The organism is Pseudomonas abieticivorans (assembly GCF_023509015.1).
GTDB lineage: Bacteria > Pseudomonadota > Gammaproteobacteria > Pseudomonadales > Pseudomonadaceae > Aquipseudomonas > Aquipseudomonas abieticivorans.
In genome coordinates this window covers 5,886,442-5,903,768 of sequence record NZ_CP094975.1, presented here as the reverse complement: position 1 = coordinate 5,903,768, position 17,327 = coordinate 5,886,442, and the positions used below count along the sequence as shown (strand labels likewise).

20 protein-coding genes are annotated in these 17,327 nt (G+C 64.2%); 11 read left to right on the top strand and 9 right to left on the bottom strand.

Translation table 11 applies throughout. The features are described from left to right. The first annotated feature begins 39 nt into the window (after window positions 1–39). Window positions 40–309, top strand: a complete 270-nt coding sequence (locus L9B60_RS26860; RefSeq protein ID WP_249674001.1) for a PA2433 domain-containing protein — start codon at window positions 40–42, stop codon at window positions 307–309. A 48-nt stretch (window positions 310–357) separates the two neighbouring features. Here L9B60_RS26860 and L9B60_RS26855 read toward each other — a convergent pair whose 3' ends face one another. Beyond that, window positions 358–1,506, bottom strand: coding sequence for an iron-containing alcohol dehydrogenase (locus L9B60_RS26855; protein ID WP_249674000.1), 1,149 nt, complete (start codon window positions 1,504–1,506; stop codon window positions 358–360). A gap of 48 nt (window positions 1,507–1,554) precedes the next feature. Next, complete coding sequence (gene ilvA / locus L9B60_RS26850; RefSeq protein ID WP_249673999.1) at window positions 1,555–2,604, bottom strand: threonine ammonia-lyase, biosynthetic; 1,050 nt, start codon at window positions 2,602–2,604, stop codon at window positions 1,555–1,557. A gap of 275 nt (window positions 2,605–2,879) precedes the next feature. On the opposite strand from ilvA, the gene L9B60_RS26845 reads away from it, so the two are divergent. After that, window positions 2,880–3,197, top strand: a complete 318-nt coding sequence (locus L9B60_RS26845) for a hypothetical protein (protein WP_249673998.1) — start codon at window positions 2,880–2,882, stop codon at window positions 3,195–3,197. Window positions 3,198–3,247: 50 nt separating this feature from the next. Here the strand turns inward: L9B60_RS26845 and L9B60_RS26840 are convergent, their stop codons facing one another. Further along, on the bottom strand, window positions 3,248–4,144 hold the full coding sequence (locus L9B60_RS26840) for a LysR family transcriptional regulator (protein ID WP_249673997.1): 897 nt from the start codon (window positions 4,142–4,144) through the stop codon (window positions 3,248–3,250). Window positions 4,145–4,201: 57 nt separating this feature from the next. Between L9B60_RS26840 and L9B60_RS26835 the strand changes: the two genes are divergently transcribed. From L9B60_RS26835 to L9B60_RS26825, 3 genes are all read left to right on the top strand, one after another. After that, the gene (locus tag L9B60_RS26835) at window positions 4,202–4,909 is read left to right on the top strand and encodes a CTP synthase C-terminal region-related (seleno)protein (protein WP_249673996.1); all 708 of its coding nucleotides are present in this window, start codon (window positions 4,202–4,204) and stop codon (window positions 4,907–4,909) included. Next, entirely contained in the window at window positions 4,909–5,238 is a 330-nt protein-coding gene (locus L9B60_RS26830) for an antibiotic biosynthesis monooxygenase family protein (RefSeq protein WP_249673995.1), read from the top strand. Before L9B60_RS26835 ends, L9B60_RS26830 begins: the two co-directional genes overlap by 1 nt. Window positions 5,239–5,306: 68 nt before the next feature. After that, window positions 5,307–5,894: a LysE family translocator gene (locus L9B60_RS26825; protein WP_249673994.1), complete on the top strand. Its 588-nt coding sequence runs from the start codon at window positions 5,307–5,309 to the stop codon at window positions 5,892–5,894. Here L9B60_RS26825 and L9B60_RS26820 read toward each other — a convergent pair. From L9B60_RS26820 to L9B60_RS26805, 4 genes are all read right to left on the bottom strand, one after another. Beyond that, window positions 5,876–6,697: a helix-turn-helix transcriptional regulator gene (locus L9B60_RS26820; RefSeq protein ID WP_249673993.1), complete on the bottom strand. Its 822-nt coding sequence runs from the start codon at window positions 6,695–6,697 to the stop codon at window positions 5,876–5,878. The genes L9B60_RS26825 and L9B60_RS26820 overlap by 19 nt on opposite strands. Before the next feature lie 43 nt (window positions 6,698–6,740). Beyond that, a complete protein-coding gene (locus L9B60_RS26815) occupies window positions 6,741–8,159 on the bottom strand; it encodes a short-chain fatty acid transporter (RefSeq protein ID WP_249673992.1) in 1,419 nt (472 codons plus the stop codon). A 142-nt stretch (window positions 8,160–8,301) separates the two neighbouring features. Next, complete coding sequence (locus tag L9B60_RS26810) at window positions 8,302–8,958, bottom strand: CoA transferase subunit B (protein WP_249673991.1); 657 nt, start codon at window positions 8,956–8,958, stop codon at window positions 8,302–8,304. 29 nt (window positions 8,959–8,987) lie between these two features. Continuing rightward, a complete protein-coding gene (locus L9B60_RS26805; protein ID WP_249673990.1) occupies window positions 8,988–9,686 on the bottom strand; it encodes a CoA transferase subunit A in 699 nt (232 codons plus the stop codon). 130 nt (window positions 9,687–9,816) lie between these two features. On the opposite strand from L9B60_RS26805, the gene L9B60_RS26800 reads away from it, so the two are divergent. The 4 genes from L9B60_RS26800 to L9B60_RS26785 all read left to right on the top strand — a co-directional run bounded on the left by L9B60_RS26800 (window position 9,817) and on the right by L9B60_RS26785 (window position 12,271). Further along, window positions 9,817–10,716, top strand: coding sequence for a LysR family transcriptional regulator (locus L9B60_RS26800; protein ID WP_249673989.1), 900 nt, complete (start codon window positions 9,817–9,819; stop codon window positions 10,714–10,716). Between the two features lie 51 nt (window positions 10,717–10,767). Beyond that, window positions 10,768–11,589 carry an aldo/keto reductase gene (locus L9B60_RS26795; protein WP_249673988.1) on the top strand — a complete coding sequence of 274 codons (822 nt, stop codon included), beginning with the start codon at window positions 10,768–10,770 and terminating at the stop codon, window positions 11,587–11,589. 113 nt (window positions 11,590–11,702) lie between these two features. After that, window positions 11,703–11,999, top strand: coding sequence for a type II toxin-antitoxin system RelE/ParE family toxin (locus L9B60_RS26790; protein WP_249673987.1), 297 nt, complete (start codon window positions 11,703–11,705; stop codon window positions 11,997–11,999). Then, window positions 11,996–12,271: an addiction module antidote protein gene (locus L9B60_RS26785; protein WP_249673986.1), complete on the top strand. Its 276-nt coding sequence runs from the start codon at window positions 11,996–11,998 to the stop codon at window positions 12,269–12,271. The genes L9B60_RS26790 and L9B60_RS26785 overlap by 4 nt, the downstream gene beginning before the upstream one ends. A 4-nt stretch (window positions 12,272–12,275) precedes the next feature. On the opposite strand, the gene L9B60_RS26780 is transcribed toward L9B60_RS26785, so the two are convergent. Continuing rightward, complete coding sequence (locus tag L9B60_RS26780) at window positions 12,276–13,178, bottom strand: LysR family transcriptional regulator (protein WP_249673985.1); 903 nt, start codon at window positions 13,176–13,178, stop codon at window positions 12,276–12,278. Window positions 13,179–13,248: 70 nt separating this feature from the next. On the opposite strand from L9B60_RS26780, the gene L9B60_RS26775 reads away from it, so the two are divergent. Together L9B60_RS26775 and L9B60_RS26770 are read left to right on the top strand one after the other, a co-directional pair. Further along, window positions 13,249–13,587: an FKBP-type peptidyl-prolyl cis-trans isomerase gene (locus tag L9B60_RS26775; protein ID WP_249673984.1), complete on the top strand. Its 339-nt coding sequence runs from the start codon at window positions 13,249–13,251 to the stop codon at window positions 13,585–13,587. Between the two features lie 112 nt (window positions 13,588–13,699). After that, the gene (locus L9B60_RS26770) at window positions 13,700–16,324 is read left to right on the top strand and encodes a bifunctional diguanylate cyclase/phosphodiesterase (RefSeq protein WP_249673983.1); all 2,625 of its coding nucleotides are present in this window, start codon (window positions 13,700–13,702) and stop codon (window positions 16,322–16,324) included. Here the strand turns inward: L9B60_RS26770 and L9B60_RS26765 are convergent. Further along, window positions 16,315–17,208 carry a DMT family transporter gene (locus L9B60_RS26765; protein ID WP_249673982.1) on the bottom strand — a complete coding sequence of 298 codons (894 nt, stop codon included), beginning with the start codon at window positions 17,206–17,208 and terminating at the stop codon, window positions 16,315–16,317. The genes L9B60_RS26770 and L9B60_RS26765 overlap by 10 nt on opposite strands. Window positions 17,209–17,327: the final 119 nt, after the last annotated feature.

Genomic DNA, 17,327 nt, shown 5'->3' with positions numbered 1-17,327 from the left:
GGACTAAATGGTTTACCCACTTTGAACGAGGACGTACCCATGAAGCAATTGTTAGGTTGTGGTCTGCTGGTACTGGCAGCGGCATTTAGCGTGCAATCCTTTGCCGATGATCAGGACGCCAGCTGCGACGCCAATGTTCAACGCCTGAACGACCGGGTCAACAGTGCCGCCACCACCGACCCTACGGTCAAATCCCTGGTGGAAAAAGACATCGCCAGCGCCAAGGCCGCCCAGGCCAAGGGCGATACCAAAGAATGCATCACCATTACCGACCGTGCGAAATCGCGGTTGGACAAGTACAACAAGTAAGATTTCGGGGCCTGCCTGGCGCTTGAACCCGCCGGCAGGCGCCTTACATCAAAACGCCGCCCGAAAAACCCCCTCGATCTGCGCCTGCCCTGCCCGCCTTGGGTTGGTCAGCCCACATGCATCCTTCAACGCATTGGCCGCCAACACCGGCAGGTCTTCGACCTTCACGCCCAGTTGCCCCAGCCCGGGTGCAATGCCGATACGCTCGCTTAATTGCTCGATCGCTTCAATCGCCCCCTGCGCGCCCTGTTCAGCGGTACAGCCTTGCACCTCCAAGCCCATGGCCTTGGCCACGTCGCGCAAGCGGTCTGCGCACACCTGCGCGTTGAATCGTTGCACGTGGGGCAGCAGTATCGCGTTGCATATGCCGTGCGGCAGGTCGTAGAGGCCGCTCAATGAGTGAGCCATGGCGTGCACATAGCCCAGGGATGCGCTGTTGAAGGCCATGCCCGCCAGAAACTGCGCGTAGGCCATGTTTTCGCGGGCCGCCCGGTGGTTGCCGTCGGCCACGGCCTGGGGCAGATGGTGCATGATCAATTCGATGGCCTTCAGCGCGCAGGCATCGGTAATGGGCGTGGCGGCCGTGGACACATAAGCCTCGATGGCCTGTGCCAGGGCGTGCATGCCGGTGGTGGCGGTCAGGGCCTGGGGCATGGTGACCATCAGCGCCGGGTCGTTGACCGACATCAGCGGCGTGACGTTGCGGTCGGCGATGGTCATTTTCACCCGGCGAACCGGGTCGATGATGAAGCAGAACCGGCTCATCTCGCTGGCCGTGCCCGCCGTGGTGTTGATGGCCACCAGCGGCAATTGTGGCATGCGGGAACGGTCGACGCCTTCGTAGTCGGCAATAGGGCCGCCATTGGTGGCGCACAGGGCAATACCCTTGGCGCAATCGTGGGGCGAACCACCGCCCACGGCCACCACGAAATCGCACTGGGTGCTTTTCAGGAGGTCCAGCCCGCGCTCCACGCAGGCGATGGTGGGGTTGGCCTTGGCGCCATCGTACACCACCGTATCGATGCCCTGCCCGGACAGCATCCAGGCCACGGTGGCGGCGACCTCGGCCTTGACCATGCCGGCGTCGGTCACCAGCAACGCGCGGCGAAACCCTAGCTTGGCAATCGCGCCCACGGCTTCACCCAGGCAATCGCGGCCCATGATATTGACGGCGGGAAGGAAAAACGTGTGGCTCATGGCGTTGGTCTCGTCAGGCTCGACCCGGCAGCGGGTCTTTTAGAACCTTCAGCGTGCGCCCAACCGGTTGGCCCGGTGTTGATCCGTGTCAAGCAATGCCGCCGCCACCGGCATCTCCACCCGCTCGGCCCGCAACGCAAAATCCCCTAGCCGCTCGAAGTTGACGTTAGCCCCCGAGTCGATCGCCACCAAGGTCTGGCCCTGCAGGCGGTGCTGGTTGACGTAGCGCTTGATCCCGGCCACCGCCAGCGCGCCAGACGGTTCAGTGATGGAGCGGGTATCGTTGTAGATGTCGCGGATCGCCGCGCACAACTCATCGTTACTGACGGTGATCACGTCATCGACGCAGTGGCGGCAGACCTCGAAACAATGGGCGCCGACCTGGGCCACGGCAACCCCCTCGGCAAAGCTGTCGACCTGGGCCAGCACCACCCGCCCGCCGGCCTGCAGGGCTGCCTGCAGGCAGTTGGAGCCTTCGGCTTCGACGCCGATGACCTTGATCTGCGGGCGCAGGTACTTGACGTAGGCGGCGATGCCGGCGATCAGGCCACCGCCGCCCACCGGGACGAAGATCGCATCCAGGTCGTCGGGCTGCTGGCGCAGGATTTCCATCGCCACGGTGCCTTGACCGGCGATCACGTCGGGGTCATCGAACGGCGCGACGAAGGTGTAGCCGTTGCGCGCCAACGTCAGCGCATGCGCCAGGGCCTGGGGAAAGTTGGCGCCGTGCAGTACCACCTGGCCGCCGCGCGAGCGCACGCCTTCGACCTTCAGGGCAGGCGCCGTGGTGGGCATGACGATGATGGCTTCGATACCCAACATGCGCGCCGCCAAGGCCACGCCCTGGGCGTGGTTGCCGGCAGACGCAGTGACCACGCCACCGGCGCGCTCGGCCGGGCTCAATAGCGCCAGCTTGGTGTAGGCCCCACGGATCTTGAAGGAGAACGTGGGCTGCAGGTCTTCACGCTTGAGCAGCACGCGATTGCCCAGGCGCTCGGACAAGGCCGGCGCGTGCTGCAGGGGCGTCTGGATGGCCACCTCGTACACCGGCGCGGCCAGGGTCTTTTTGGCGTAGAGGGCGAGTTGCTCGGGGGTCATGGTGGTCTCCGGTTTTTTCAAGCCCGGGAGACACTGGGTACAAAAAACCCGCCTCCAGGGCGGGTTGGGTGCAGATGAACGCTAGCCCGCCAAATAAGGAATGGCGGTAATAATAACGGCGGCGAACATCGGCATGGATAAGGTCATGGGCTGAACTTAGCCTGCCGGCAAACGGCTGTCAATGGTCCTGTACACGACCGCTGGTCGACTGCCGGGCACCTCTGGCGGGGCCTGGCAGCCAAACCTGTGTAGCGACTTGCTCAAGGAGAATCGCCATGAACACCGTTCACTGGGCCACCCTGGCCCTGACTGCACTGCTGGGCGCCAGCGCCCTGCCGGCCTTGGCCGATGACAGCACCGGCCCGACCAACCCGGCTGCAACCGGAACCGTACCTGCCGAAATCGGCGTGCCTTCGGGTACCGGCACGCGCATGGAAAACGGCAATGCCGATGGCTCGGCAACGCCACGCGCGCCGGGTGAAAGCGGCACGGTGAAGATCAAGCCACAAGGCTCGGGCAATGCCGAGGGCAGTTCAATGGGCAACTCCACGGTCAAGCCGGACAGCTCTTCGAGTGAACGCAAGACGCCGTGATTGAAAACGCTCCCAGCCCTCTTTGTCACACAGACGATGGGGCGGGCTGCCTAGCCAATGGCCCGCCCCAATTCATTGAACAACGTCACCACCGACCGCAGGTTGCGGCACTCGGGCCGCGTCAACAACCACAGTGCACTGTCGCACCCGGCCAGTGGTTCGCCGATCAGTTTCAAGCCCGCGCACAGAAAATCCGGCAGCACCGCCACCCCCAAACCGGCCCGCACCAGTTGCGCCACCGACAACATCGAATTGCAGCGGTAGCCAGGGGTCACGCCCGGCCAGTGCAGGCGCCGCCAGACGACGCTGGGGTGGTCGGGTAGAAAGTCGTCCGGGCCGACCCAGGTCAGTTCGGTCAGCGTTCGCTGACCCATGGTTTGCCAATACGCCTCGCTGCTGCACAGCCGATAGCACACGCCGGTCAGCCGTTTGCCCACCAGGTGCTCAGGCGGCGAGTCGGTCAGGCGCACAGCGATATCGGCATCGCGACGGGTCAAGTTGACGAAGGCATTGGAGGTGGTCAGCTCCAATGTCAGGGCGGGGTAGGCAGGCATGAACGTCGCCAGTGCGGGCAGTACCAGGGTGTGCAGTACAGCGTCCGTGCAGGTCAGGCGGACCGTGCCGCTGACCACTTCGCCCCCTTGCTCGACACTAACCTGGGCCACCCCCAGCGCGGCTTCGGCACGCTCGGCCTGGGCGGCCAGGCTCAACGCCAGTGCGGTGGGCAAATAACCGGCGCGGCTCTTGTCGAACAACGCATTGCCCAGCGCCGCCTCAAGCTTGCGCACGCTGCGAAACACCGTCGACACGTCCACCAGCAGCAGGTCGGCGGCGCGGGCCAGGGTGCGCCCGCGCACCAGCGCCAGCACCAGGCACAGGTCGGTGTGATTGAGTCGATATTGCATGGCTGCACGAATACTCTGCACGGATGCCAATGTCGATTGCATCGGCGCCCCATTATAGTGGCCACCTGTTGTCCCACAAGCCCCCTGAAGGATCAGCCGATGCCATTTGCCACCCCCCTGAAGATTGCTTTGATAGGCGATTACGATGAAACGGTCACCGCCCACCGCGCCATCGACCGCGCCCTGCCCATGGCGGCCGAACAGACGGGCCTTGCCCTGCAGGCTCATTGGCTGGCAACCGATGCCATCGACACGCTGGAGGGCTTTGACGCGATCTGGTGCGTGCCCGCCAGCCCCTATCGCGACACCGAGGCCGCGCTGCAGGCCATCGGCCATGCGCGGGTCAATGGGATTCCGTTTTTGGGCACCTGCGGCGGCTTTCAGCATGCGCTGCTCGAATACGCCCGCAACGTCCTCGGCTGGCAAGATGCCGAACACGGCGAGACCGCCCCGGATGCGCCGCGCACCGTCATCAGCCGCCTGAGTTGCTCGCTGGTGGAAGCACGCCAGCAGATCCGCCTGACCCCAGGCTCAGCCATGGCCCAGGCTTACGGCTGCACGTCCACGGATGAAGGCTACCGGTGCAATTTCGGCATCAACCCAGCGTTTGCCGAGGCACTCACCGCCGGCCCTTTGCGGGTCAGCGGGCGGGATGAAAACAATGAGATCCGTGCCGTGGAGTTGGCCGGGCACAGGTTTTTCCTGGCCACCCTGTTCCAACCCGAACGCGCCGCATTGGCCGGGCATACGCCACCGCTGGTGGCCGCGCTGGTGCAAGCGGCCGGCCGTTACCGGGAGGCCCGCTGATGTTCCTGAACGCACCTGCGCCCCCTTACTATGCGGTGATCTTCACCTCGCAGCGCACCGACATCGACGATGGCTACGGCCAGGCCGCCGCGCACATGGTCGACCTTGCCAGCCAACAACCTGGCTACTTGGGAATCGAGTCGGCGAGGGACGCCCAAGGGCTGGGCATTACCGTGTCCTATTGGCAAAACGAGGCCGCCATCCTGGCCTGGAAACACCACGCCGAACACGCCGCCATTCGCGACAAAGGCCGAGCACGGTGGTACCAGGCGTGCATCACCCGGGTGGCAAAAGTAGAGCGGGCCTATATCTCGCCTTGCGCAGGGTAATTTCCTTCAATACCGCAGGCGCCAGGCACCTTACCGTGGGCTCATGTTCCTCGATCCGGTAGTCAAGCATGAGCCTTTACCTGTCCATGGCCGCCTTCGCGCTGGCCTCCTCCATCAGCCCGGGCCCGGTCAATATCGTCGCCCTCAACAGCGGCGCCCGGCACGGCCTGCGCGCCAGCCTCAAGCATGTCACCGGGGCCACCGCGGGGTTCACCGTGCTGCTGGTGCTCACGGGGCTGGGCTTGCACGAGTTGCTGGACCTGTGGCCGGGGTTGACCGAGGCGATCCGTTGGGCCGGCGTGGTCTTTCTGCTGTACCTGGCCTGGCGCCTGGCCCGCGACAACGGCCAGCTAGGCCAGGGCGACAACAGCCCACCGCCCTCGTTTGGCTACGGTGCCTTGATGCAGTGGCTCAACCCCAAGGCATGGTTGGCTTGCGTGGCCGGCATGGGCGCATTTGTCGCTGACGGTGATGCCGGCCTGATCGGGCGCTTCGCGCTGATCTATTTCGTGGTGTGCTACCTGTCGATCGCCTGTTGGGCCTGGGCCGGCAGTTTTATCCGCGAATACCTGCGCAAGGCCTCCAGCGTGCGCCTGTTCAATCGGCTGCTGGCGTTGCTGCTGGCCGGCTGCGCGGCCTACCTGATGCTGGAGTGAGCGCGGTAATGCCCGGGCGTGGCCGCCAGGTGCTGCTTGAACACCCGCTGCAGGTGAGCCTGGTCGGCGAACCCGGCGTCCAGGGCCGCCTCGGCGATGGCCCGGCCACGGCGCAGCTGGGCGCGGGCAAACTGAATGCGGCAATCGGTCAGGTAGCCATGGGGCGTCAGGCCGTACTGCTGCTTGAACGCGCGAATCAGGTATGAGGGCGACAACTGCGCGACGCTGCAGATCTCTGCTAACGTGACCTCACCGGTGCAATTGGCGCGGATGAAGTCGGCAGCCCGGCCCAATTTGTCGTGGGCCAGCACGGCCCGCTGCGGCAAAGGGTCCAGGCATTGCTGGGCCAGGGTAAAAAACTCGATCGTGGCGCTGTGCTTGGCCAACGGCGCCAGGTCGGCGTTGGTCAAGGTGGCATACAGCCCGTTCAACCCGGCGAACAAGCGCGGGTCGTCACTGTGGGTGGTGGCGAACGTGCGCAGGTCCTGATGGGCGCCCAGCCCCATTTGGTGCTGCAACTCGGTCAGCCACGGCGTGTCCAGGTACAGCATGCGGTAGGCCCAGGGCTGGTCCTGCAAGGGATTGCAGGCATGCACGTCGCCGGGGTTCATCACTACCACCGTGCCCTGCCCCACCCGGTGCCGGGCGCGGCCATTGAGGTAGGTACTGTGCCCCGAGACGATCGCGCCGATGGAAAAGGATTCGTGGGAATGGCGGGCGTAGCACACGTGACGGCCGTCAAGGACGTCACGGGCTTCGATGAATGGGACGGCTGGGTCGCGCCAGAAACGGGAGTTTTCCATGCGTGGAATATCCCATTCGGCGGCCTTGCGTGCAACCTCTGGCCTAAGGCATTACGGGCGGCACGTACGCCAACGTCGTGCCCAACGCCCACAGCAAAAACAGCACCAACGGCACATGCACCAGCAGTTGCACGAACGAGAAACCGATCAGGTCCCGCGCCTTGAGCCCCAGCACGCCGAGCAGCGGCAGCATATAGAACGGATTGATCAGGTTGGGCAGCGCCTCGGCGGCGTTGTAGATCTGCACCGCCCAGCCCAGGTGGTACTTCAGGTCGTTGGCCACCTGCATCACGTACGGTGCCTCGATGATCCACTTGCCACCCCCCGACGGGATGAAGAACCCGAGGATGGCCGAGTACACGCCCATCAGCAGCGCATAGGTATCGTGGGAGGCAATCTGCACGAAAAACGTCGAGATGTGGTGCGCCAGGGTTTGCGCGTCGCTGCCCTTGACCGTGGTCAGGATCGCGGCGATCGAGCCGTACAGCGGGAACTGGATCAGCACCCCGGTGGTGGTCGGCACCGCACGGGCCACCGCATCCAGGAAGCTGCGCGGGCGCCAGTGCAGCAACGCGCCGAGCATGATGAACAGGAAGTTATAGGTGTTGAGCCCCGAGATCGCGGTGATCGCAGGCTTGCTGGAAAACTCATGGAACAACCAGCCCGCCGCCAGCAGCACCATCAAAATGATCAGCAACGGGCTGTATTCCAGCCACTCGCCGGGGCGGGTGCGGGGCGGTGAGGCCGGCAGGCTGAAGCTTGGGTCGATGCCGCAGGCCTTGGCATCTCGCGCCGTGGCCGGGCCCGGCGCGGTGGCGTAGGCGATGATCAACGAGGCCACCACCAGCACGGCCAGCAGCACACCCGACTGCCAGAGGAAGATGGTCTGGGTGAACGGGATCACCCCGGTGATCGCCAGGATCGAGGGTGGCAAACTGGCAGGGTTGGCCTGCAGCTGCGCAGCCGACGACGACAGGCCCAAGGCCCACACCGCGCCCAGGCCCAGGTAGGCGGCCGCACCGGCGGCGCGGTAGTCCATGCGCAGGTCGGTGCGCCGTGCCAGGGCGCGTACCAGCAACCCGCCGAACACCAGCGACAGGCCCCAGTTGAGCAGCGAGGCGAGCATCGAAATCAGCGCCACCCACGCCACCGCCGAACGGCCATTGCGCGGAATGCGCGCCAGGCGATCGATCAGTTTGACCGCCGGCGGCGAACTGGCCACCACGTAGCCGCCGATCACCACAAAGGCCATTTGCATGGTGAACGGGATCAGGCTCCAGAAACCATCGCCAAACGCGGTGGCGGTTTCCAGGGGCTTGGCACCGATGGCCATTGCCGCCAGCGCCACCACGATCACGGCGACCGCGGCAAATACCCAGGAATCGGGGAACCAGCGCTCGGCCCAACTGGAGCAGCGCAGGGCAAAACGCGCGTAGCGGCTCTCTTCGACGACAGCGGTCATGGGGGTACCTTTCTTGAATTTATTATGAGGTTCAAACGGGTGTAACCGGTACCACTGTGGGAGCACGGCAGGCCTGCGATGGCGCCCTTGAAGGCCCATCGCAGGCTTGCCGTGCTCCCACAGGAGTCGACGTGGTGCTTTTTTAGAAAGTCATCTCCGGCACGTGCTCGGGAACGATCAGCTTGCCGGCGGTCTTGGCGACGATTTCCTCGACGCTGATCCCCGGCGCCCGTTCGCGCAGGATGAAGGCGCCGTCTTCAATTTCAAGGTAGGCCAGGTCCGTCAGCACCTTGCGGATACAGCCGGCGCCGGTCAGTGGCAAGCTGCACTGGGGCAGCAACTTGGACTCGCCGTCTTTGGAGGCGTGGGTCATGGTGACGATGATGTTGTCGGCCCCTGCCACCAGGTCCATCGCCCCGCCCATGCCCTTGATCAGCTTGCCGGGGATCATCCAGGAGGCGATGTTGCCGTGCACGTCCACCTCGAAGGCGCCCAGCACGGTCAGGTCGACATGGCCGCCGCGGATCATCGCGAACGACTGGGCCGAATCAAAGATCGAGGCGCCCTTGCGCGCGGTGACCGTTTGTTTGCCGGCGTTGATCATGTCGGCATCGATCGTGTCTTGGGTGGGGAATTCGCCCATGCCCAGCAGGCCGTTTTCCGATTGCAACATCACGTCGATGTCGTCGGGCACGTAGTTGGCCACCAGGGTCGGGATACCGATGCCCAGGTTCACGTAGTAACCGTCTTTAAGCTCGCGGGCCACGCGCTGGGCCATTTGTTCGCGGGAAAGTGCCATGTTCACATCCTCGTTGTTCTTGTTCGGGCTCAGGCTTTGAGCGTGCGTTTTTCGATGCGCTTCTCGAACTGGCCAACAATGACCCTATCCACATAGATGCCCGGGGTGTGAATCTCGCTGGGCAGCAACACGCCCGGCTCGACGATCTCCTCGACCTCGACCACGGTGATGCGCCCGGCGGTGGCCGCCAGCGGGTTGAAGTTCTGCGCGGTATGGCGGTACACCACGTTGCCGAAGTGGTCGGCCTTCCAGCCCTTGACGATGGCGAAGTCGCCGGTGATGGCCTCTTCCAGGATGTACTTGCGGCCGTTGAATTCACGCACCTCCTTGCCCTCGGCCACCGGCGTGCCGTAGCCGGTAGCGGTGTAGAACGCCGGAATGCCGGCACCGCCGGCACGCAGCTTCTCGGCCAGGGTGCCTTGGGGGGTGAGGTCCACTTCCAACTCGCCATCGAGCAACTGACGCTCGAACAGGGCGTTCTCGCCCACGTAGGAGGCGATCATCTTGCGGATCTGCCGGTCTTCCAGCAGCACGCCCAGGCCAAAGCCATCGACGCCGCAGTTATTGGACACCACGGTCAGGCCGCGCACGCCCATGCGCTTGATCTGCGCAATCAGGTTTTCCGGGATGCCGCACAAGCCGAAGCCGCCGCTGAGCACCGTCATGTCGTCGGTCAGGCCGGCCAGGGCCTCTTCATAGGTTGCTACTCGTTTGTCGAGTCCAGCCATGTCGATTCGCCTTTTTCTGTTTGTTGTTTAACCCATAGCGTAGCTACCGGGCAGCGTAGGGCCATCTTCTCTCGCGACGAGTAATTTGTTAATTTTGTTTTTGTGCGCTATTCATTTGGATTTTAAAACAATGAACCTCAAGCAGCTTCGTGCCTTTCTCGCCGTCGCGCAAACCTTAAGCTTTGCCCAGGCCGGCGAGCGCCTGCACCTGTCGCAGCCGGCCCTGAGCCTGACCATCAAGGGCCTGGAAGAAAGCCTGGGCGGCACGCTGTTGGCCCGCACCACCCGCAGCGTCAACCTGACCCCGGAAGGTGAAGCCTTGCTGCCGCTGGCGCGGCAACTGTTGGCTGACTGGGACAACACCGAAGAACTGCTGCGCCAGCAGTTCACCCTACAACTGGGCCGGGTTTCGATCGCTGCCATGCCCTCCTTCGCCGGCAACCTGTTGCCCGGTGCGCTGAAGGTGTTTCGCGATCGATACCCGCGCATCAACGTGGCGGTGCACGATGTGATCAACGAACAGGTGTTGGAAATGGTGCGCCATCGACGCGTGGAGTTGGGTATCGGTTTTGAGCCGCCCCCGAGCCGCTCAGTGCTGTTCACCCCTTTTTACCTGGACCGTTTTGTCGCCGTGGTGGCCGCCGACTCGCCCTTGGCGCAGCTGTCGAGCCTCACCTGGCAGCAGTTGTTGAGCGAAGACTTCATCACCCTGCAACGGCCCTCCGCCGTGCGCCTTATGTTGGAAGAAGGCGTGAGCGAGCTGCACGGCAAGCTCGCCGTGGCCTTTGAAAGCCACCAGTTGAGCACCGTGGGCCGCATGGTTGCCAAGGGCCTTGGGGTCAGCGCGGTGCCGGCCCTGTGCATCGAGCAGATGCACGAATTGGGCGCGCGCTGTATCGCCTTGGACGAGCCGCGCATCGAGCGCCACATCGGCTTGATGCGCCTGGCCGACCACAAGCTGTCCAGCGCAGCCCAGGCGCTGCAGGATGTGCTGATGGAATGCGCACGAGCGGCGCCCGCGTTGAACTAAACAGCCCGCAAGAAGGCCAGATTGATATCATCCAACACCGCTGGAGTGTTTATGCGCACTGTTGAATTGGCAGGTAAAAGCGTACCCGTAATCGGCCAGGGCACCTGGCGGATGGGCGAAAACCCTGAAGCCCGTCGCGACGAGGTGGCCGCCTTGCGCCTGGGGATCGCCCAGGGCCTGACGTTGATCGACACCGCGGAAATGTATGGCGAAGGCGGCGCCGAAAGCGTGGTGGGCGAAGCCATTCGGGGCCATCACGACGAGGTGTTCATCGTCAGCAAGGTCTACCCGCACAACGCCAGCCGCCAGGGCACGGTGGCCGCCTGCGAGCGCAGCCTGAAACGCCTGGGGGTGGGCTGCATCGACCTTTACCTGCTGCACTGGCGCGGGCAATACCCCTTGAGTGAAACGCTCGAAGCCTTCGAGCGCCTGCGCGAGGCCGGCAAGATCGGCCGCTGGGGCGTGTCCAATTTCGACGTGGCCGACCTGCAGGCGCTGGCCAACCCCGACTGCGCGACTAACCAGGTGCTCTATAACCCCCAGGCTCGCGGCATCGAGTTCGACCTGCTGCCCTGGAGCCGCGAGCAGCGCTTGCCGACCATGGCCTACTGCCCGATCGCCCAGGGCGGGCAACTGCTCAGCTCGCCGGTATTCCAGCAGATTGCCGAACGCCACCAGGTAACCCCGGCTCAAGTCTGCCTGGCCTGGGTATTGCGCCAGGAGGGCGTCATCGCGATTCCCAAGGCGGTGAGCCCGCAGCATGTGCGACTGAACGCGGCGGCAGCGAACCTACGCTTGAGCGCCCAAGACCTCGCCGCCATCGATCAGGCCTGCCCGCCGCCGTTGCGCAAGCAGCCTCTGTCGATGGTTTGAGACACACCGGGCAACTATCGATCAGGTGCCTGCCTGGCGTGAATCTGTAAATCTCTGGCATCTCTCATTGCCAGGGTGTAGCCGAACAGCTACAGTATGCCGTGAATAGATTCATGACTACGGGCGCGTTCGATCAATGGTTGCGCGCACTCAAGGATTACAAGGCGCGTGCGCGTATCACCGCACGCCTCTTGAGCGCCCAAATGGGCAATTTCGGGAACTGCCAGCCCGTTGGCGAAGGGATCAGCGAAATGCGCATCCACACCGGGCCGGGTTACCGCGTGTATTACAGCCGTCGTGGCGAGGTGGTTTATCTGCTGCTCTGTGCCGGCGACAAGGCCAGCCAGAAGCTGGATATCCGCAACGCCAAGGCCCTTCTCAGCGATATCGATCGCGGAGCCAGCACATGACCACACTCAATACCTTTGAAGCGGCCAATTACCTCACGGATGAGGCCACCATCGCCGAGTTCCTCACCGCAGCCCTTGAAGATGAAAACCCCGATGTTTTCCTGCAGGCCCTGCAGGAAGTTGCCAAGTCGCGCGGCATGAGCCAGGTGGCAAGGGACGCGGGCCTGAACCGCGAAAGCCTCTACAAGGCGTTGGCACCCGGCGCCAAGCCGCGCTATGACACCGTGTTCAAAGTCATCCATGCCCTGGGTATCAAACTCTGCGCCCACTGACGCTTCACCACGCCTCCCCTGCCCAACGCTGCGCCAGGAACTCGACGAACTCGCTCAAACGCCGTGGCACCGGGTCGCGGCGGGCGCGCACAGCGCTGATCGGTACGCTCGGCTCGTGCCAGTTGGGCAGCACGCGCACCAACCGGCCTTCACGCAAATCATCCGCCACATCCCATGTTTCGCGCAGCGAAATCCCCAAGCCTGCCAGGCACCAGGTGCGCAGCACATCGCCGTTGTCGCTGCACAGTTCGCTGACCAGGTTCACCCGCTCGCTTTGCTTGCCACCGTGCAACTCCCAGCAGTCGTGCAACAGGCCCGGGTAGCCGAACAGCAGGCACGCATGCTCGCGCAGGGCCTGGGGGCTGGCCGGTTCGCCGTGTTGGGCCAGGTACTGGGGCGAGGCCACCAGCACGCCTTGGTTTTGCGCCAGGTGGCGGTCGATCAGGCGGGCGTCGTGCACCGGGCCGATGCGAATCGCCAGGTCCACTTCGCTGCTGTAAAGGTCAACGAAACGGTCGGTGAGGTTGAGTTCAAACCCCACCTGCGGGTGCAGTTGGCGAAACGCCGCCACCGCCTGGGCCACGTAGCGGCTGCCGAAAGCCACCGGCGCGGTCAATTGGATCAGCCCCTGCAATTGCGCATGGCCTTGCTGGGCCACCTCGCACGCCTCCTGCAACAGCGCCACTGCGGTGCGGGCGCGCTCGGCCACGGCGCGGCCTTCGTCGGTAATGCTCAACTGGCGGGTGTTGCGCTCGAACAGGCTGGCGCCCAGGGCTTTTTCAAGGCGCGCGATCTGCTTGCTGACGGTGGGCGGCGCCAAGTCCATCGCACGGGCCGCCGCAGAAAAACTCTGACAGTCGATGACTTTCAGAAACACCACCAGGTCATCCAGGTTACGCAGCTGCATCTGTGCCATTCCGTCATAAGTGTGCGGCGACTTTACCTTATAATGGCCGCCCCCCGCACAGGAACGCGACATGAGCCAAGCACTGCAGATCACCGACCTTCAACTGGGCGACGGCAAGGCCGTGGTCAAGGGTGCCTTGATCACCACCCACTACACCGGGACCCTGGCCGACGGCACGGTATTCGACTCCTCCCACCAGCGCGGCAAGCCGTTCCAATGCGTGATCGGTACCGGCCGAGTGATCAAGGGCTGGGACCAGGGCCTGATCGGCATGCAGGTGGGCGGCAAGCGCAAACTCTGGGTGCCGGCGCACCTGGCGTATGGCGAACGTACGATGGGGGCGATTACCCCGCATTCGGACCTGACGTTCGAAATCGAGTTGCTGGAAGTACTGACCCGCGATGATTGACCGTCTTTTTGCCCGTGGCCGCAGCCGATAATCACACGGCGGCCTCAATGTCTGCGCCCTGTGACCGATATCATGGTGAAGCCCTCCTGCCCCCACCTTCACCAGGGTACCGATGACCAATCGATTCAATGACCGACTGCGCCGGCTCAAATGCCCAAATGTCCTGAACCTGCTGCCACTGGTCATTTTGGTGATAGGCAGCAGCCTGGCCATCAGCGTCGGGCAAATGGACAGCAAGCACCGGCGCGACGAGCAACGGGCCCAGGTCGAGCTGCGCCTGAATGCCATCGGCGCCCAAGTGGAAAGCAGCCTGCGCAGCGCGTTTGGCGAGGCCGAGGGCATCGCCCAACTGATCAGCCTGGACGGGCGTATCGATGACGGCCATTTTCGCGCCATGGCCGACCAGGTGCTCAAGTCCGTGGGCTACATTCACCACCTGGTCATTGCCCCCGACGATGTCATGACCGCGGTCTACCCATTGCATGGCAATGAGCAGATCCTGGGCAGGGACTACCGCACGCTCGGTGAACAATACGCCCAGGTGCAGCGGGCCAGGCGCCTCGCGCAAGCGACTTTGGACGGCCCGCTGGCGTTGCTCCAGGGGGGCCGGGCACTGATTTACCGGCGGCCGATTTTCTTGACCCAACACCGGGGCATGCCGCGCTACTGGGGTAGCCTGGCGGTGGTCGCCGATATCGACCCGCTGCTCAAGGCCACCGGCCTTGCCGACGACCAGACGCTGGACGTTGCCCTGCGCACGGGTGACAACCAGAGCGCACCCGGCGTGGTGATCAGCGGCGATGCGACGCTGTTCCAGGGCGCTGCCAGCGTGCAGGCGATCAAAGTGCCGGGCGGCGCCTGGCAATTGGCCGGGCAACCCCACGGCGGCTGGACAACCTTCGGGTTACTGGACTCCTCGCTGTTTATCCTGTGCCAGGGCGCCGTGTTGCTGTTTGGCGTGTTGACCCATTTGCTAGGCCGCAGCCACCGCACGGTCAGCCGGCGCAACCAGGAACTGAGCGATGAAATCTTTGAGCGCGTTGCCATCCAGGCGTCGCTGGTGCAGAGCGAGGACCGCTTCCGCACGCTGTTCGAGCGCTCGCCTGATCCGGTCTGGATCGTCGACGCCCAAGACCACTGCGTGCAAGCCAACGCCGCTGCCCTCAAGGCCTTCGGCTTCAGTGACATGGCCGATTTTCGCGGCCTGACGCCAGCCGATGTGTCCCCCGTGCTGCAGCCCGATGGCCAGACCTCGGCATACAAGGCCATGGCCAACATGCGCGCCACCCATGCCAAGGGCGTGCACCGCTTCGAATGGCTGCACAAGCACACCGACGGCTCCACGTTCGCCGCCCAGGTCACGCTGTGCATCATGCAACTGGCCCAGGAAACCCTGACCTACTCGATCGTGCGTGACATTACCCAACTCAAGCGTGCCCAGGCCGAGCTTGAGCAACTGGCCCATTACGACGCGATCACCCGCCTGCCCAACCGCCCCCACTTTCATCTACGCCTCAACCAGGCTATCGAGCAAGGCGCGCCATTGGCCGTGCTGATCCTTGACGTGGATGGTTTCAAGACCGTCAACGACACCCTTGGCCACCCCCTGGGCGACCGGCTGTTGCAACAGGCCACCCAGCGTTTCATCGCCAGCATCGCTGCCAGCGACACCGTGGCACGCCTGGGCGGCGATGAATTCGCCTTTATCCTGCTGGGCAATGAGCGGGTGATGGCCGTGGTACAGGCTTTGGTCCAGGCACTGCACGCGCCGTTCGACCTGGACGGCAATACCGCGCTGGTCACGGCCAGCATCGGCGTGGCCTTGTTCCCTGAGCACGGCAAGAGCAGCGATGAGTTGCTGCGCCATGCCGACACCGCCATGTACGCGGCCAAGGAGTCGGGGCGCAATGACTACCGCGTGTACCAGGCCAGCATGACCCGCCAGATGCAGGCAAGGGTGGACCTGGAGCACGCCTTGCGCCGGGCCCTGGCCGGCCAGGAGTTCGAGGTGTGGTACCAGCCCAAGGTCGACCTGTTCAGTGGCCGCGTCGAGGGCGCCGAAGCCCTGCTGCGCTGGCACGACCCGCAGTTGGGCCTGGTGATGCCGGGCGACTTCATCCCGCTGGCCGAGCGCACCGGGTTGATCGTGCCCATGGGCGAGTGGTTGCTTGCGCAGGTGTGCCAACAGTTGCAAACCTGGCAGGCCCACGGTCACCGCCTGGGCCATATCGCCGTGAACGTGGCGGTGCCGCAAATCGAGCGCAGCGATTTTGTCGCCACCGTGCAGCAGGCGCTTGCGCGCCACGGTCTGAACCCCTGCCAACTGGAAGTGGAAGTCACCGAAAGCCTGATCATGGAAAGCCCGGACCTGGCTCGCAATGTCCTGCGGCGCCTGCAGGCGCTGGGCGTGCATACGGCGGTGGACGACTTTGGTACCGGCTACTCATCCCTGGCTTACCTGCACCTGCTGCCCATCGACCACCTGAAGATCGATCGGGCCTTCATCCGCGACCTGCCTGACTCCGCCGCACACGCCGCGATCACCCGGGCCATTATCGACCTGGGGCGAGCCTTGGAATTCCGGGTGACAGCCGAGGGTATCGAAACCCAGGAGCAGTACGAATTCTTGCGCAACGCCGGCTGTGATTCGGGCCAGGGTTACCTGATTGGCCGGCCCATGCCGGCCAAGGCGTTCGAGGCGTGGCTGGTTCAACGTGATGAAGTGGTTTACCCGTGAGCCGGGGCAGCGGCACCACTGCCCTGCTCGCGCGCCGGCCGGCTCGCCCACAACGACGTCAGCACGATCAGCAACCCGCCCAACCAGGCGGCGGCGCTCAACTGCTCGCCTAGCCACAGCACCGCGAACAGTGCACCAAACAATGGCTCGGAGCCCATCAGCAAGGAGGCCCGGGTCGGGGTGGTGCGGCGCACCCCGTAGTTTTGCGCGTAAAAGGCAAACAGCGTGCAAAACACCACCAGGTAGGCCGTCGCCCACCAGAACGCCGGGGCGTGCGGCAATGCAGGCAGTGGCCCCGGCAGCGCCAACAGCAACAGTAGGCAGCCGCTGGCCACCACCCCGGTCTGCACGGCGGTCAGTGCCAGGGCCGACACGTTGCTGGTTTGCGAATAGCGCTTGGTCAGGCACACGATGAAACCGCGCAGTAGCGCCGCGCCGATCATCAGCCAGTCGCCCAGGTTCATCCGTACCTCGCCGCCATGGGTCAGCAGCAGCGCGCCCAGCAATGACAAGCCAGCCGCCAGGAACGCCGCAGTGGTCGGCCGACGCTTGAACATCAGCCACTCGAAAAACGGCGTGAACACCACGAATAGACTGATCAGGAACGCCGCGTTGCTGGCACTGGTCTGCAGCACGCCGTAGGTCTCCAGCAGGAAAATCGCCAGCAAGGTCAGCCCCAGGGGCAAGCCAGGGCGCAAGGCTGCGCGAAACTGCCCGCGCAGGCTGGGCAGCAACAACACGCAGGTCATGCTGAAGCGGATGAACAAAAAGCCCAGCACCGGGTAAAACACCAGCGCCTGCTTGGCCACGCCATAGCTGGTGCCCCAGATGATCGCCACCAGCAATAGCATCAGGTCGGCGTTGCGTACTGCGAGTCTGTTCATGGTGCTCCATCTCTTTCAAGGCTTCATGCGATACTGCAGGCCCCGCCCCAGAGGGCTGGCCTGCGACGCGGCGATTATGTGCCAGCGCTTGTACGCCGATAACCCGGGCGCTGCAGACA

Bases quoted from the DNA above. Each gene is read 5' to 3' on its own strand.
- L9B60_RS26860 (WP_249674001.1), top strand. From the start codon at position 40: ATGAAGCAATTGTTAGGTTGTGGTCTGCTGGTACTGGCAGCGGCATTT.
- L9B60_RS26855 (WP_249674000.1), bottom strand. From the start codon at position 1,506: ATGAGCCACACGTTTTTCCTTCCCGCCGTCAATATCATGGGCCGCGAT.
- ilvA (WP_249673999.1), bottom strand. From the start codon at position 2,604: ATGACCCCCGAGCAACTCGCCCTCTACGCCAAAAAGACCCTGGCCGCG.
- L9B60_RS26845 (WP_249673998.1), top strand. From the start codon at position 2,880: ATGAACACCGTTCACTGGGCCACCCTGGCCCTGACTGCACTGCTGGGC.
- L9B60_RS26840 (WP_249673997.1), bottom strand. From the start codon at position 4,144: ATGCAATCGACATTGGCATCCGTGCAGAGTATTCGTGCAGCCATGCAA.
- L9B60_RS26835 (WP_249673996.1), top strand. From the start codon at position 4,202: ATGCCATTTGCCACCCCCCTGAAGATTGCTTTGATAGGCGATTACGAT.
- L9B60_RS26830 (WP_249673995.1), top strand. From the start codon at position 4,909: ATGTTCCTGAACGCACCTGCGCCCCCTTACTATGCGGTGATCTTCACC.
- L9B60_RS26825 (WP_249673994.1), top strand. From the start codon at position 5,307: ATGAGCCTTTACCTGTCCATGGCCGCCTTCGCGCTGGCCTCCTCCATC.
- L9B60_RS26820 (WP_249673993.1), bottom strand. From the start codon at position 6,697: ATGGAAAACTCCCGTTTCTGGCGCGACCCAGCCGTCCCATTCATCGAA.
- L9B60_RS26815 (WP_249673992.1), bottom strand. From the start codon at position 8,159: ATGACCGCTGTCGTCGAAGAGAGCCGCTACGCGCGTTTTGCCCTGCGC.
- L9B60_RS26810 (WP_249673991.1), bottom strand. From the start codon at position 8,958: ATGGCACTTTCCCGCGAACAAATGGCCCAGCGCGTGGCCCGCGAGCTT.
- L9B60_RS26805 (WP_249673990.1), bottom strand. From the start codon at position 9,686: ATGGCTGGACTCGACAAACGAGTAGCAACCTATGAAGAGGCCCTGGCC.
- L9B60_RS26800 (WP_249673989.1), top strand. From the start codon at position 9,817: ATGAACCTCAAGCAGCTTCGTGCCTTTCTCGCCGTCGCGCAAACCTTA.
- L9B60_RS26795 (WP_249673988.1), top strand. From the start codon at position 10,768: ATGCGCACTGTTGAATTGGCAGGTAAAAGCGTACCCGTAATCGGCCAG.
- L9B60_RS26790 (WP_249673987.1), top strand. From the start codon at position 11,703: ATGACTACGGGCGCGTTCGATCAATGGTTGCGCGCACTCAAGGATTAC.
- L9B60_RS26785 (WP_249673986.1), top strand. From the start codon at position 11,996: ATGACCACACTCAATACCTTTGAAGCGGCCAATTACCTCACGGATGAG.
- L9B60_RS26780 (WP_249673985.1), bottom strand. From the start codon at position 13,178: ATGCAGCTGCGTAACCTGGATGACCTGGTGGTGTTTCTGAAAGTCATC.
- L9B60_RS26775 (WP_249673984.1), top strand. From the start codon at position 13,249: ATGAGCCAAGCACTGCAGATCACCGACCTTCAACTGGGCGACGGCAAG.
- L9B60_RS26770 (WP_249673983.1), top strand. From the start codon at position 13,700: ATGACCAATCGATTCAATGACCGACTGCGCCGGCTCAAATGCCCAAAT.
- L9B60_RS26765 (WP_249673982.1), bottom strand. From the start codon at position 17,208: ATGAACAGACTCGCAGTACGCAACGCCGACCTGATGCTATTGCTGGTG.